This window comes from Mesorhizobium sp. M1406, assembly GCF_040317555.1.
Lineage (GTDB): Bacteria > Pseudomonadota > Alphaproteobacteria > Rhizobiales > Rhizobiaceae > Mesorhizobium.
The window spans coordinates 13948-27352 of record NZ_JAMYKW010000039.1 but is presented as its reverse complement, the minus strand read 5'-3'; the positions used below and the strand labels follow the sequence as shown (position 1 = coordinate 27352).

General features: G+C 63.1%; 14 protein-coding genes. 7 read left to right on the top strand and 7 right to left on the bottom strand.

Translation table 11 applies throughout. The features are described from left to right. Nucleotides 1–78: 78 nt before the first annotated feature. Both rhaI and ggt read left to right on the top strand, forming a co-directional pair. A complete protein-coding gene (gene rhaI, locus NKH03_RS25015) occupies nucleotides 79–1371 on the top strand; it encodes an L-rhamnose catabolism isomerase (RefSeq protein ID WP_352871370.1) in 1293 nt (430 codons plus the stop codon). Nucleotides 1372–1487: 116 nt separating this feature from the next. Continuing rightward, nucleotides 1488–3227 carry a gamma-glutamyltransferase gene (ggt, locus tag NKH03_RS25010; RefSeq protein ID WP_352971218.1) on the top strand — a complete coding sequence of 580 codons (1740 nt, stop codon included), beginning with the start codon at nucleotides 1488–1490 and terminating at the stop codon, nucleotides 3225–3227. A 93-nt stretch (nucleotides 3228–3320) separates the two neighbouring features. Here the strand turns inward: ggt and NKH03_RS25005 are convergent, their stop codons facing one another. Then, nucleotides 3321–3668, bottom strand: a complete 348-nt coding sequence (locus tag NKH03_RS25005; RefSeq protein ID WP_292188085.1) for a hypothetical protein — start codon at nucleotides 3666–3668, stop codon at nucleotides 3321–3323. A gap of 455 nt (nucleotides 3669–4123) precedes the next feature. Between NKH03_RS25005 and NKH03_RS25000 the strand changes: the two genes are divergently transcribed. Next, a complete protein-coding gene (locus NKH03_RS25000; RefSeq protein WP_352971215.1) occupies nucleotides 4124–5020 on the top strand; it encodes an ABC transporter substrate-binding protein in 897 nt (298 codons plus the stop codon). Then, complete coding sequence (fhuB, locus tag NKH03_RS24995) at nucleotides 5013–7061, top strand: Fe(3+)-hydroxamate ABC transporter permease FhuB (RefSeq protein ID WP_352971213.1); 2049 nt, start codon at nucleotides 5013–5015, stop codon at nucleotides 7059–7061. The genes NKH03_RS25000 and fhuB overlap by 8 nt, the downstream gene beginning before the upstream one ends. Before the next feature lie 160 nt (nucleotides 7062–7221). On the opposite strand, the gene NKH03_RS24990 is transcribed toward fhuB, so the two are convergent. The 5 genes from NKH03_RS24990 to NKH03_RS24965 all read right to left on the bottom strand — a co-directional run bounded on the left by NKH03_RS24990 (nucleotide 7222) and on the right by NKH03_RS24965 (nucleotide 10973). Continuing rightward, nucleotides 7222–8331 carry a DUF4432 family protein gene (locus NKH03_RS24990; RefSeq protein ID WP_352971255.1) on the bottom strand — a complete coding sequence of 370 codons (1110 nt, stop codon included), beginning with the start codon at nucleotides 8329–8331 and terminating at the stop codon, nucleotides 7222–7224. A 386-nt stretch (nucleotides 8332–8717) separates the two neighbouring features. Continuing rightward, nucleotides 8718–9218: a DUF6496 domain-containing protein gene (locus tag NKH03_RS24985; protein WP_352971210.1), complete on the bottom strand. Its 501-nt coding sequence runs from the start codon at nucleotides 9216–9218 to the stop codon at nucleotides 8718–8720. A 53-nt stretch (nucleotides 9219–9271) separates the two neighbouring features. Continuing rightward, entirely contained in the window at nucleotides 9272–9589 is a 318-nt protein-coding gene (locus tag NKH03_RS24980; RefSeq protein ID WP_352871364.1) for a hypothetical protein, read from the bottom strand. Between the two features lie 221 nt (nucleotides 9590–9810). Continuing rightward, nucleotides 9811–10230 (bottom strand): hypothetical protein, encoded by a 420-nt coding sequence (locus tag NKH03_RS24970; RefSeq protein ID WP_352971207.1) that lies wholly within the window; start codon nucleotides 10228–10230, stop codon nucleotides 9811–9813. A gap of 302 nt (nucleotides 10231–10532) precedes the next feature. After that, entirely contained in the window at nucleotides 10533–10973 is a 441-nt protein-coding gene (locus NKH03_RS24965; RefSeq protein ID WP_352971205.1) for a hypothetical protein, read from the bottom strand. A gap of 269 nt (nucleotides 10974–11242) precedes the next feature. On the opposite strand from NKH03_RS24965, the gene NKH03_RS24960 reads away from it, so the two are divergent. The 3 genes from NKH03_RS24960 to NKH03_RS24950 all read left to right on the top strand — a co-directional run bounded on the left by NKH03_RS24960 (nucleotide 11243) and on the right by NKH03_RS24950 (nucleotide 12459). Further along, nucleotides 11243–11500: a PilZ domain-containing protein gene (locus tag NKH03_RS24960; RefSeq protein WP_352971204.1), complete on the top strand. Its 258-nt coding sequence runs from the start codon at nucleotides 11243–11245 to the stop codon at nucleotides 11498–11500. Nucleotides 11501–11634: 134 nt separating this feature from the next. After that, on the top strand, nucleotides 11635–11937 hold the full coding sequence (locus NKH03_RS24955; protein WP_352971202.1) for a DUF1330 domain-containing protein: 303 nt from the start codon (nucleotides 11635–11637) through the stop codon (nucleotides 11935–11937). Between the two features lie 270 nt (nucleotides 11938–12207). Further along, complete coding sequence (locus NKH03_RS24950; RefSeq protein ID WP_352871358.1) at nucleotides 12208–12459, top strand: hypothetical protein; 252 nt, start codon at nucleotides 12208–12210, stop codon at nucleotides 12457–12459. Nucleotides 12460–12549: 90 nt separating this feature from the next. Here the strand turns inward: NKH03_RS24950 and NKH03_RS24945 are convergent, their stop codons facing one another. Beyond that, entirely contained in the window at nucleotides 12550–13233 is a 684-nt protein-coding gene (locus tag NKH03_RS24945; protein WP_352871356.1) for a TetR/AcrR family transcriptional regulator, read from the bottom strand. Between the last annotated feature and the right edge of the window lie 172 nt (nucleotides 13234–13405).

The window sequence follows — 13405 nt, the reverse complement described above, 5'->3', positions numbered from 1 at the left end:
TCCCCGTTCTACGGGGAGAAGGTGCCGGCAGGCCGATGAGGGGCAGCGCTGACTGAACGCATTTTGGGAGGAATAGCAGTGTCCGAATCCATCATCTCCGCCGACCTCGTCGACAAGGACAACGCCTCGCGCAAAGCCAGTCTCGAGCGCGACTACACCTCGCTCGGCGAACGCCTCGATCGCCGCGGCATCGCCATCGACGCCATCCGCGACAAGGTGGAGAAATTCGCCGTTGCGATCCCGTCCTGGGGCGTTGGCACCGGCGGTACCCGCTTTGCACGCTTTCCCGGTGCCGGCGAGCCGCGCGATATCTTCGACAAGATCGAGGACTGCGCCGTCATCAGGCAATTGACGCAGGCGACGCCGACCGTGTCCCTGCACATTCCGTGGGACAAGGCCGACCCGAACCGGCTGAAGCAGGCGGCTTCGCGCTTTGGCCTCGGCTTCGACGCCATGAACTCCAACACCTTCTCGGATGCGAAGGACCAGAAACTCTCCTACAAATTCGGCTCGCTGTCGCATGCCGATGCCGGCACGCGCCGGCAAGCGGTCGAGCACAATCTCGAATGCATCGAGATCGGCAAGACGCTCGGCTCCAAGGCGCTGACGGTGTGGATCGGCGACGGTTCGAACTTTCCCGGCCAGGTGAATTTCGCCAAGGCGTTCGAGCGCTATCTCGACGCCATGAAGGAGATCTATGCCGGGCTGCCCGCCGACTGGAAGCTGTTCAGCGAACACAAGATGTACGAACCGGCCTTCTATTCCACCGTCGTGCAGGACTGGGGCACCAATTACATCATCGCACGGGAGTTGGGTGACAAGGCGTTCTGCCTGGTCGACCTCGGCCACCATGCGCCCAACGTCAACATCGAGATGATCGTGTCGCGGCTGATCCAGTTCAAAAAACTCGGCGGCTTCCATTTCAACGATTCGAAGTATGGCGACGACGATCTCGATGCCGGTTCGATCGACCCCTACCGGCTGTTCCTTGTCTTCAACGAACTGGTCGATGCGGAGCTTTCGGGTGCCGAGGGTTTTGACCCGGCCCACATGCTCGACCAGAGCCACAACGTCACCGATCCGATCGAAAGCCTGATGCTGTCGGCGGTCGAAGTGCAGCGCGCCTATGCGCAGGCGCTGCTTGTCGACCGCAAGGCGCTCGAAGGGTTTCAGGACAGCAACGACGCGCTGATGGCGACGCAGACGCTGAAAGCCGCCTACCGCACCGATGTCGAGCCGATCCTGGCCATGGCCCGCCTGAAGACCGGCGGCGCCATCGATCCGGTCGCCGCCTATCGGGCGGCGGGCTACCGCGCCAAGGTCGCGGCCGAACGCCCTGCGGTCGCCGGTGGGAGCGGCGGCATCGTCTGAGGCGAACTTCCAGCGGATATTGCCCCTCACCGGTTTGCTTCGTGAGGGACCATTTGTGAATGGACTCGATTGATCCGACAGGCTCTTCTAGGCGCATCCCCGCCCGGAGAACCGCCATGCCTCTCAACCGTCGGACATTGATCGCCGCCAGTCTTTCCATCACCTTCGTCCTGACGCCGTTGACGAGCGTCTTCGCCGCATCGCCGGCGCCGGCCAAGGGCGAGCACGGCATGGTGGTGACGGCACAGCATCTGGCGTCCGAAGTCGGCATCGAGGTCTTGAAGAAGGGCGGCAATGCCGTCGATGCGGCGGTTGCCGTCGGCTATGCGCTCGCCGTCGTCTATCCCAATGCCGGCAATATCGGCGGCGGCGGCTTCATGACCATCCGCTTCAAGGACGGCAAATCGACCTTCCTCGATTTCCGCGAACGGGCGCCGCTGGCGGCGACCAAGACCATGTATCTCGACAAGGATGGCAACCCGGTGAAGGGCGCCAGCCTTGACGGTTACCTCGCCGTTGGCGTGCCGGGATCCGTCGCCGGTTTGGAGATGGCGCGCGAAAAATACGGCAAATTGTCCCGGCAGGATCTGATGGCGCCGGCAATCGGCTATGCCAAGGACGGGTTCATCCTCAATCAGGGCGACGCCGCCTCTTTTGCCGGCAGTGCCGACAGGCTGGCGAAGGACCCCGCTGCCGCCGCCATCTTCCTGAAACCCGGTGGCAAGCCCTATGGCATCGGCGAGCGGCTGATCCAGCCCGACCTCGCGGCCTCGCTGGCCGCCATTTCCGAAAAAGGCGCCGATGCATTCTATAAAGGCGCTATCGCCGCCGCCATCGTCAAGGCGAGTGGCGCCAAGGGCGGCATCCTGGCCAAGCCGGATTTCGAGCAATACGCGGTCCGCGAACTGAAGCCCGTGACCTGCGCCTATCGCGGCTACGAGATCACCTCCTCGCCGCCGCCCAGCTCCGGCGGCGTCATCATCTGCGAAATCCTGAACGTGCTGGAAGGCTATCCCTTATCCTATCTCGGCGCCGGTTCCGCCGAAACGGTCCACGTCATGGTCGAAGCGATGCGTTATGCCTATGTCGACCGCAATTCGGCGCTCGGCGATCCCGATTTCGTCGACAACCCGATCGGGAAATTGCTGGACAAGGGGTATGCCAAGGATATCCGCGAGAAGATCGACCCCTTCCGGGCCGGTGTGTCGCAGGACCTGATGCCGAAAGGCTTTGGCGAGAGCAAGGAAACGACGCATTATTCGATCATCGACAATGACGGCAACGCGGTCGCGGTCACCTACACGCTGAACGGCTCCTTCGGCGCCGGCGTCGTCGCCGATGGCACCGGCATCCTGCTCAACAACGAGATGGACGATTTCACCCAGAAGCCCGGCGTGCCCAACCTCTATGGCCTGGTCCAGGGCGAGGCCAATGCCATCCAGCCGAAGAAGACGCCGCTATCGTCGATGAGCCCGACCGTGGTGGCCAAGGACGGCAAGCCGTTCATGGTCATCGGCAGCCCCGGCGGCTCGCGCATCATCACCATCACGCTGGAAGCCATCGTCAACGTCATCGACCACGGCATGAACATCCAGGAGGCGATCGACGCGCCGCGCATCCATCACCAGTGGCTGCCCGATAAGGTCTATATCGAGCCGTTCGGGCTGTCGCCGGATACCGAAAAGCTGCTGGCCGGCATGGGTTATCACCTCGATCTCGGTGACCAGACCTGGGGCCAGGCGGCCGGCATCCTGGTCGGCGGCAAAAGCCTTGAGGAGATCGAGAAGGGTGGCGGTGCGCGCTATAACGGCGCCATCGACAGCCGCGCGGCCTCTGGCGAGGCGCTCGGATACTGAGGTTGGCAAGACTGGAGATGGACTTGCAGCAGCGTAGCGATTCGGGTTGATCGCTCGCTGCTCAAGCGGGTTGGCGCATAGCCGCGATGGTTGTCACAGGACCAGCGTGATGGTGGAGGCAATCAGCATCAAGGCGGCGATGCCGACGAACAGCGCGTAGATGCGCGGCCGGTCGAGCAGCAGCGCGTTTCCGGATATCCAGGCGGACGTGGCGCCGCCAAGCGCGAAGAGGAAGCCGTTGCGGTGCCCGAAGACCATCGATGCGGCCATCAGCCCGCCAATGATCAGCGCGCCGAAGACGATGATCACGGCAACGGCGTATTTCTCGAAATCGTTGCCACTTCCCATGCTCGGACCGATCGCGTTCAACGTCGGCAGGTCGTCCGGATCGAAGGGGTTCGTCGACCCATATTCGTCTTGACCGGCAGGCTCTCGCATCATTCGTTCTCCGTGTAGCGGCAACAAACCATCAAGCCTTGCCGAGTGCAACCCGATCGCGCCGCCTTGATGCGTTCGACCGGTCTTTGACGCCTTCTGGCGGCGGCTGCCGCCGGCTTTTTGATACGCGCCCCTAGCCGTCTTTGGGTCTCTGGCTATCCCGGACACGGCGATGGCCGTCCCTCTATCATGGAATGTATTCGTGGAGGAAAAATGATTCGGCACGTGGATTGGGTTTCGCGGGCCGCGATTTTCGGTGGGCGTGGTGTCGCACGGGCAGGCTGAATCGCCTGCGGCCAGCGGACGGTTACGCCTGACATTCGGTCGAACAAAAAGCAGACCTGTCGGAGTCCCTTCAATGTTGACTACTAAGCTCATGTTTCATAGTCAACCTGGAGACCAGATCGAAAAGCAGGCGCGCAGCATTGCACAGAGACCGAGAGCTCCAGCCGAGAGCCATGCCCGATCATACGTGCCGAATGACCCGCCGCCAGGCACTGGGGCTTTTCACGCTGCCGTTCGCCGGCATGGCGTCCGCGGCGACGGGTGAACCCCGCCGGCCGCGCATAGTCTGCCTGGATGATGGGCTGGCCGAGACCTTGCTCATGCTGGGTGTACCGCCGGTAGCCATTGCCGACCGTCAAGTCTGGGAGACCTGGGTGGTCGAGCCGCCGCTGCCGCCTGACATCGCCGACGTCGGCACGCTGCTCGAGCCCAACCTCGAATTGTCGCAGCAGCTCAAGCCCGACATCATCCTCTCCACGCCGTATCTCGACGGCATCAAGCCGCTGCTCGAACGCGTGGCGCCGGTGATGACGATCGGGCTCTATACCGAAGCGGGGCAGCCCTATCAGCGCGCGGTCGAGGCGACGCGCCTGCTCGCCGGGCTTGTCGGCAAGGAAAACGAAGGCGAGGCACTGATCGCGGCCACAGATGCGTGTTTTTCAGAAGTTCGCCGGCAGCTGGCGCCGCTATCGGCGCGGCCGATCTATGTCGTCAGCTTCATGGATTCCCGCAATGTGCGCGTCTACGGTAGGAAAAGTCTGTTTCAGGAGGTGTTCGACCGCATCGGGCTCAGCAACGCCTGGACGGCCGAGACCAATTATTGGGGGTTTTCAACCGTCGGCGTCGACGGGTTGGCGACATCCAGCGACGCACGCCTTGCCTATCTCGAACCCTTGCCCGAGGGCGCCGGCGGCACGCTGACCGAAAGCCCGGTCTGGAACGCCATGCCTTTCGTGCGCAACCCGATCATGCGCCTTCCCGCTGTCCTGATGTTCGGTGCGCTTCCGTCAGCCGCCCGATTCGCCCGGGTCCTGGCGTTGGCAATGATCGCGGAGGCCGCCCGTGGCTGAGGATGCCGCGGCCATCGCTCAGGAGGGAAAGCCCGCGTCGGCCGGCCGGGCCTCCCCGTCGAGCTTTCTTGGCAATCAGCCCGTAGGCGCGATCCTGCTTTGCGCCATGCTGCTCGCGGCAGCGTTGGCGGCAACCGTCTCAAACCTCACGGTGCAGCTGCCGGCGGCGCTCTGGCTCCAATCGCTCGCCGCCCCCGACGTCGCCGACATGCGGCAGGTGCTCGTCCACTACGCCTTCCTGCCCCGGCTTGCCGTCAGCCTCCTGTGTGGCGCGGCGCTCGGGCTTGCAGGAACGGTCCTGCAACAGGTTCTGCGCAACCCGTTGGCCTCGCCCGAAACGGTCGGTGTCTCGGCCGGCGCCTATCTGGCGCTGGCACTGGCGACGCTTCTGTCGCCGTCCCTGCTTGCCTTCGGCCGCGAATGGATAGCGCTTGCCGGCGCCTTCACGGCCTTTGCCGCCGTCTTTGCTCTGTCCTGGCACAAGGGCCTGTCGCCGCTTTCGGTGGTGCTGGCGGGGCTTGTGGTCAGCCTCTATGCCGGCGCCATCGGTGCCGCTCTTATTGTGCTGCGGCATGAATGGTTGGCCAGCCTGTTCATCTGGGGCGCCGGTTCGCTCGGCCAGCAGGACTGGTCGACGACACTGTGGCTGTTGCCACGCATCGGCACTGCTGCGCTGGCGATCTTCCTCATGGTGCGGCCGCTGACCTTGCTTGGCCTCGACGATGAAGGCGCGCGCAGCTTTGGCGTCCCGCTCGGCGCCTATCGCTTCGCCGGACTGGCGGCCGCCGTCGCGCTGATCGCCTTTGTCGTTGCCGCTGTCGGCGTTATCGGTTTCGTCGGCCTGGCCGCCGCCACCTTGGCGCGCATCGGTGGTGCCCGACGGCTAGGTCAGCAGATGGTGATGGCGCCGCTCATCGGCGGCGCGTTGCTGTGGGCCGCCGACCAGGCCGTGCAGATCGCGACCGGACCGCAAGGTGACCTGCTGCCGACCGGAGCGATCACCGCGCTTCTCGGCGCGCCGCTGCTGCTCTGGCTGCTGCCGCGCCTTGCGCTTGGGTTGGAAACTCCGGCTTTGACGGCCGAACGGCTGCCACGCGCAAGCCGGCCCGGCCTCGTGCTGGCGGCGATCGGCCTGGGTCTGCTTTTGCTGCTGGGGCTGGCTTTGCTCTATGGGCCGGGGCCGCATGGCTGGACCTTCGCTTTCGGCGATGAACTCCGGCCCCTACTGTCGTGGCGGTGGCCTCGCGTGCTTGCCGCGCTGAGTGCCGGCGCCATGCTGGCGCTGGCCGGGCTGATGATGCAGCGGCTGACCGGCAATCCGATGGCCAGTCCCGAAGTGCTGGGCATCAGCGCCGGTGCCGCGCTTGGCATGATAGTGGCGCTGTTCGCGCTCTCCGACGCCGGACGCCCGGTTCAGACGGCGGCGGCAACCATCGGCGCCTTCGCCGCTTTGCTGGTGACGCTGGCGATCTGCCGCCGTGCCGCTTATGCGCCGGAGCGGTTGCTGCTCGCCGGCGTCGCCCTGACGGCCTTGTTCGACGCGCTGATCCTGGTGCTCACCGCCACCGGCGATCCTCGCGCCATGCTGCTGCTCAACTGGCTCACCGGTTCGACCTATGGCGTCGATGTCAGCGCCGCCCTGCTGACCGGCGGCATCGCCGTCTGCCTCTTCGCGCTCGCGCCTCTCTTCATGCGCTGGCTCGACATCCTGCCGCTCGGCTCCGCCGCCGTGCAAGGCCTTGGCATCAACTTGAAGGGAACGCGGCTTCTCGTGCTGCTGATGGTCGCGGCACTCACCGCCGCCTCGACGCTGATCGTCGGTCCGCTGACCTTTATCGGCCTGATGGCGCCGCATCTTGCCCGACGCCTTGGCCTGTCCCGTGCCCTGCCGCAAGCCATTGGCGCGGTGCTCGCCGGCGCGCTGATCATGGTCGCGGCCGACTGGATCGGTCGCACAGCCATCTTCCCGCGCCAGATTCCGGCCGGTCTCGTCGCCACGCTGATCGGCGGCCCGGTGCTGATGTGGCTGCTGCGAAGGTGATACGCACCGACGAATTCGGGCGGGCAATGGCGAAGCATCTTGATGTTTTTCCCGGGCGTGCGTGCGCTCTTCGAACTGCATGCCGGCGAAAACCATATGTCGATCCTGCCGGTCATCGTCAATCGCGGGTGCAGGCGGCGTTTGCGGTGAGGGGCTCTGGCTAACGGCCTTCACTCCTCAACGCTGCAATGACCTGTTCTCGTTGTGTGGCCTCCTCCGCGTTCATAGCGCCAAAGCGCAGGGCGCAGCGGAATATTTCCCCCGGCGCGACGCAAACCAGGCGACCTCTTTCCTTCGCCGCAAGATAGCCGTCCGGTTCGGCGGTCGCCGGCAGCACGAGGCCAAGCGCGTCCTGATCAGCACCACGCGTGATCCAGCGCACGGCATAATTGAGCTCGTCGGGGCGAAAGCTGACGAAATCCGCCGTTCGGTCCGGATGGACCTGCAGAGCGTGCGCCCAGCCCTCGGCGTCTGCCTTCGCCTTCATCGTCAGCACGAGTTCGGGATCGATCGGCTCGCCCTTGCTCAATATGCGATGCCGCGAAGGGTCGGCTACGACGGCGTCGCGATAGGCAAGGTAGCTTTCGCTCGGTGTAAAAAAGGGCGGAAGCACTTGGCGCACGACAATGTCGGCGTGATCATCGGCGACGGTGTCGATCAGGCGCCCGCCATCGGCCGGCCTGAAGTTGATGTGCGACAGGTACATCAGCTCCATGGGCGAGCGTTTCAGGTTCTCGATGGCAATGTCGACGGCCACGCCGGTGCCGTCGCGCTGCAGCCGCACGGTAGGCTTCATCAAATAGTCGTGGCTGAAGGCAACGGTCTGTCGGCAGTGCCCCGTCAACGCCATGAAAGGCCCCTCGGCATTGCTGCCGGCGATCAGTTGCGCATGCCCATAGGGCGCATTTGGCAGGTCTCCGTGAAGCGGGTGGCGGTCATCCGGGCCAGGATTGCCCATCGCGGTGGCGCCGCAGTGAATGAAGAACGCGCCGTAGTTGGAGAGGTAGTCGCGGGTCGCGACGGGCTCGTCGAACATCGAGCGCATGGTCAGGGAGCGGTTGAGGAACGTTGCGTCCCAGATCTGCTGCCCCTGGAACGGCAGCATGACAATTTCGCCCATTGCGTTGCTGATCCGAAGACCGGCAACGCCGGATCGATAGCGAAAGGCGGTGGCGAGAAGCCCGCGATAGCGCGCCACGATTGTTTCCGACTGGCTGAACAGTTCGGGTGCGAGGTCGACGAAGACGTGATCGGAATACTCGGGATACATTGTTTCGACCTCGATCTGTCGCAGGCGCATGCCGATAGTCGCAGGAAACGTCTGGAAATCAACGGCAGCGCGTCAGACTCAGCCAGGACGGCTGATGGCGGAGCGTCTCGGTACCCGGGGAGAGGGCATCTTCGCCTGTATCGCTCGCGGCGCTTTGCAACAAGCCCCGATTCTATTTGGCTGAGGCCGGAGGCAGCTCGTACAGGGTGGCGCCCTTCTCCTGGCCACGCTCGACATAGCCGATGATATGAAACCATCTGGCGACGTCAGGTTCCTGGAGCCAGCTTGCGCGAGTGGATGGGGAGGTTGCCGGCGGGCGCCTGGATATGCCTGGATATGCCTGATATGCCCGCTTGCGCGTCCGCGGCTCGATCTGCCGTCTTGAACTATGCGTGGCGTGCTCGCGTTCTGGCGGCCTTCTGCGCTGCCTGCTTCCTTCCGCGAGCGCCTTTCGTTTCGGCGGCTTTCTTCGCGGCGGCCGAGCGCTCCTCAGCCGTCCGGCGCGAAGCCGCACGCTTGGCCTGCTGCGAGAGCGCCTCGTGCGACGCCGTGCTCTTCGGCTCGTGCTCGAGCACATTGGAGACGGCTTTCGAGACCTGCGGGCGGCGTTTCGGCCTGCGTTCGCCCTGGCCGGCCTCGTAGGCGTATTCGGCGCTTTTGCGCGTACTCTCCTTCACCTTGCCTTTTTTGGGCGGGGGCAGGTCTACGCCTGCGCGTCTTGCTTCGGAAAGTCCTATGGCGATGGCCTGCTGGGTCGATCGCGCGCCGTGTTCGCCGTGGCGGATTTTGTCAATCTCCTCGTGCACGAACTCGCCGGCCTGGGTGCTCGGCGACTTGCCCTCGCGCTTGTCCTTTCGGGCCTTCTCGATGGTCTTCTTATCCGGCATTGTCTTTCTCCCACATAAGGGTTGCGACAGCCATTCGGGTTGCAGGTGCTGTCCTACGGAGGTCCTAACGCGTTGGGGACGCAAATGATCCCGCACCGGGTGATCCAAGGCGCGGCCATCAGGATGTCGACGCCGATCTCTCCGAACTCATGGCGCGAGAACCATCGGCTGGCGAGGTCCGCGACTTCGTCCAGGGCGCCAGGCTCTTCGAACAGATGCGTCGCGCCAGGGACGATGGCGAGCTCCTTCTCGCGCCCGAAGTCCAGACCGGTGGGGCAGGGGAATTCCTTGCCTTCATCAAGGACGAGCTGAAGCCGTGGGTCGCCAGTCGGGTCACGGTCGATGCAAGCCGCCAGGCGCTTTACGGCCATCCTTCGGGGCCTTCAAGCGGCCCTCTGCCTTCCAGAGGATCGCGGCGAGCCCCGCCATCTATTGGGCGTGCGCGCGAGCTTCGAACCGCATGCCGGCGAAAACCACATGTCGATCCTGCCGGTGACGGTCAATCGCGCGGTGCAGGCGGCGTTTGCGGTGAGGGTGAAGGATACCGCCCTTTGCGGAACGCTGCAGCAAGGTGGTCGGGCGCCTCGCGCCGTCATTCCTGTGAAGGGGAGGCGCTCAATCGACGGTAGGAGACGCCGCCGAAGCTTGCCGTCACAAAATCCGTGACGGACATCTTGCGCTTGCCTCCGTCGCTGCAGGCGTAAACCGGCCAACCGGCATCGCTGCATTCGCTGGCAGCGCAAATGCGCGCCAGGCAGTTTCCGGTAGTCAGCCGGAAGCCGCCCTTGCCGGCGAAGCCTTGCAACAGGCTGCCGTCCGCCGAGCGCCATGTCCGCGCACGGAATTCCGCTCGCAAAAGCAGTGGTTCGAGAGGGACCGCAAGGTTGGTTTCGCCGGCACGCCCCGCGAACTGCAGACGGAAGCGCGCCATTGCGGTCGTGTATGCGGTCACAAGATCCGCTTGGCGAAAATAGGCGGTCGCCAGGCTGGAGCGGTCAAGCAGATGAGACATCCACTCGCCTGCCTCTACCGGCCTCATCAAGGCAACAAAGGCAAGAAAGGCGAAGCAAGTTCGTGACATTTTCCAGCAGCCATATCGATCTCGGCGTACCGGTTTGCCCCCGGTTGCCCTCCCATAACATCCCGCCAATTGGCGCCCGGCGCAAGCCGCTTGCTGAGGCAGCCCAGAACGCCGCCGAGCAAAGGCGCCCGGAGCCGAAGACCGTGACCCGCATCGACGAACCTGTGCGGGCGATGGGCGAGGTGGAGGCGGCGTTTGCGGCCATGGTGAAGACCTTCACCAGCCAGGGTTGCTTAGCCGATGCGAGCGGGCGGCAGCTCGTACAGGGTAGCGCCATTGTCCTGGCCGCGCTCGACGTAGCCGATGACGCCAAACCATCTTGCGACATCCGGTCCCTGGAGCCAGCTGCGCGAGTGGATGGGGAGGTTGCCGGCGAGTGCCTGGATATGCCTGATATGCCGCTTGCAAAAGCGAACGGTCGAGGCACGGAAGAAATCCTCCTGCGCTGCAAACAGCGTATCGGCGGCGTCGCTGTTCTCATGCCAGGCGATGATCGCCACGGCCTTGTCGCCCTCGACAAGCGCGTGCGCACGGCCTTCCTTCAAGTTCATCATCAGATTGTCATAGGCGATCTTGCTGTCCTTGCCAGCCGCCACGTATTCATCCGACATTCGCTTGGACAGACCGCGAAAGACATCCTCCAGATCCCCAAGCGTTGCTGCGCGTGCTCTCATTTCTCCTCCTGCGGCCCCGGCAGGCAGTTTGCCCTAAGGTTTGGGGATCACCAAGCAAATCAAATCCGCCGGCAGCCCAATCTGCGCAAAGTCGTTTCACTCGGCAATGTGCGGTAAACGTTCCGGAACCATTTTAGCGCAAGCTAATTGGATGGCGGTTTTTGTGAGCGGATCCATGTGTTTGAAGTTCGTCCAGCCCTTCGATGCGGACTCTTCGACCAGGAATCTGCGCCACGCCTCGCTGCAGGACTTCCGGGAGGAATGAAAAAATGGGTCCCACCGATCAGCACATCGAGCGACGCTCTCATTCACGTGGGATTGTTCTGAAGGACGCAACCATCATCACCGATGATGCCAACATCGGATGCTCCGTCAGGAACCAGCATGTTCATGGTGCGGAATTGCGGGTGGACTCCGGTGCCACAATTCCCGACCGTTTCGTCCTTTACGTCCCCGCGGACGACGCCAGCTATCGTGCCGTGGTGCGGTGGCGAAGGAACGAGCGGCTTGGCCTGCAGATCTATTAGCGGCGGGAATGCGGAGTGTCAGAATGCCTGCTCGACGAAGGGTATGGCCGACGTTGACAAATCCGAGCTAATCTCGCGTTCGTGAGTTCGGAGTGCGCAAGGCTCCGGCCGCTGTTGAGAGGGAGAGAGCACAAATGGCCGCCTATCTGATCGCGGATGTAGACGTAAAAGATGCTGCCGTGTTCGAGGAATACCGGCGGGATGTTCCGGCCACCGAGGAGCGCTACGGTGGGCGATACCTGGGTCGTGGCGGTGCGACCAAGGTTCTGGAAGGTGACTGGGAGCCACACCGTTTGGTTATTATCGAATTCCCCGACATGGCGTCATTGATGGGCTGGTACAATTCGCCCGAATATGCCCGCCTTATCGAGATCCGCAAGCGTTGCGCCAGCACCAGGATCATTGCGCTTGAGGGGATCGCAACACCCGCTGTGTGAGGATCTCGTTCTCGGGGCGCCGTCATCAGACACAAAGCCGGTCGTTGACCGACGAAGAAAACCGTCGCCTCATTGGGGAAGAAGGCGACGACGGGCGGGAACTTGATACGACCGACCACGATTTCCCCGGCTTTATCGAGGGGCAAGGACTCCAATTCTTTTTTCCGGTCGGGAATAACGGCCCGCTGCCATCGGTGGCGGGCTTTCCGCATGGTAAGTCTCGCAACAGCCACGGCAGATACCATGGTGCCCTCACCAAAGGGGGAATCGATGGTTTCGGCAATTGCAAGTCAGCATCGGCAGGTACCGGAAACTCAATTGAAAGCGGCAAAACCGGAAACGGGCGAAGGATTCGCGCCAGGCAAGAGCGCCGACAGCGTAGGACATCGCGCCAAGGCAATGGTTGTCGAAACGGGCGACACAGATCCTAACTCGCAGGGTAATGCCGCATCGAAGATCGCCAGAATGGACATCACGGTTTTGACGCCTCCGCCCGAAGAAACACCTGCGGAGCAAACCTAGGCCGAGGCTGCCACTTGGCGGTTTTTGCCCGCTGCTTCACTGTGGCGGGCGGATGCGTCTCGATAGCGCGACGTTGTGTCCAAAATGTCCTTAACGGCAGGGCCAGGCTTCACCGCGCTGTGACGCCGGTTGGGTAACGGCAAGGCCGACAACCATTTCAACTAGGTGCTTTTTAAGCAATTGCTGCCTGTCGGCGCTGAAGAGCCTGTCGCCGAAGATGTGGGAGAAGGTTGCCCGGTTGGACACGTTGAAGAAACTCAGGGCACTGATATGCCAGTGCAACTCCAGCGGTTCGACATCGTCCCGAAACAGGCCTGCTTCCCGCCCGCGGCGGCAGATTGCCTCCAGCTTCTGGATCGCGCCGGCATTAAGCGAGCGGATCAGGTCGGATTTCTCCAGATACGCCCCGTGGTGGATGTTCTCGATCATGACGATGCGAATGAAATCGGGGTTGCGGCTATGATGGTCGAACGTGAACTCGGCTAGGTGTCCCAAGGCCTCGACGGGCGGAAGGTGATCGAGTTCAAGTTCCTGCTCGCCAGCCCGCACCTCTCGGTAGGCTTCCTCGAGGACGCGACCGTACAGCCCTTCCTTGTCGCCAAAATAATAATATATCATGCGCTTTGACGTATTCGTCTTCGCCGCGATCTCATCGATGCGCGCTCCCGATAGCCCGTTGGCGGCGAATTCCGCCATTGCCACCGCGAGGATATTCTTCCGGACTCCCGCCGGATCCTGCTTCCAGCCGTTTCTGCCGCTTGTCTTGTCGTCCATGGATGACCTTGCCCTCACTGCGCAAACATTACACCGGGCGTTGAGATAATGAAATTAACCGGCTTGTACAAAGTCATTGACGAAATTAACCAGACAGTACAAAGTGCGCCCCGATGGCACGAGGAGCATGCGAAAGCGTGGTTGCCGTCCCGGAGGTCTGATTGGTATCAGC

Coding starts and splice junctions, on each gene's coding strand:
- ggt (WP_352971218.1), top strand. CDS start 1,488: ATGCCTCTCAACCGTCGGACATTGATCGCCGCCAGTCTTTCCATCACC.
- NKH03_RS25005 (WP_292188085.1), bottom strand. CDS start 3,668: ATGATGCGAGAGCCTGCCGGTCAAGACGAATATGGGTCGACGAACCCC.
- NKH03_RS25000 (WP_352971215.1), top strand. CDS start 4,124: ATGCCCGATCATACGTGCCGAATGACCCGCCGCCAGGCACTGGGGCTT.
- NKH03_RS24990 (WP_352971255.1), bottom strand. CDS start 8,331: ATGTATCCCGAGTATTCCGATCACGTCTTCGTCGACCTCGCACCCGAA.
- NKH03_RS24985 (WP_352971210.1), bottom strand. CDS start 9,218: ATGCCGGATAAGAAGACCATCGAGAAGGCCCGAAAGGACAAGCGCGAG.
- NKH03_RS24980 (WP_352871364.1), bottom strand. CDS start 9,589: ATGGCCGTAAAGCGCCTGGCGGCTTGCATCGACCGTGACCCGACTGGC.
- NKH03_RS24970 (WP_352971207.1), bottom strand. CDS start 10,230: ATGTCTCATCTGCTTGACCGCTCCAGCCTGGCGACCGCCTATTTTCGC.
- NKH03_RS24965 (WP_352971205.1), bottom strand. CDS start 10,973: ATGAGAGCACGCGCAGCAACGCTTGGGGATCTGGAGGATGTCTTTCGC.
- NKH03_RS24960 (WP_352971204.1), top strand. CDS start 11,243: ATGGGTCCCACCGATCAGCACATCGAGCGACGCTCTCATTCACGTGGG.
- NKH03_RS24955 (WP_352971202.1), top strand. CDS start 11,635: ATGGCCGCCTATCTGATCGCGGATGTAGACGTAAAAGATGCTGCCGTG.
- NKH03_RS24950 (WP_352871358.1), top strand. CDS start 12,208: ATGGTTTCGGCAATTGCAAGTCAGCATCGGCAGGTACCGGAAACTCAA.
- NKH03_RS24945 (WP_352871356.1), bottom strand. CDS start 13,233: ATGGACGACAAGACAAGCGGCAGAAACGGCTGGAAGCAGGATCCGGCG.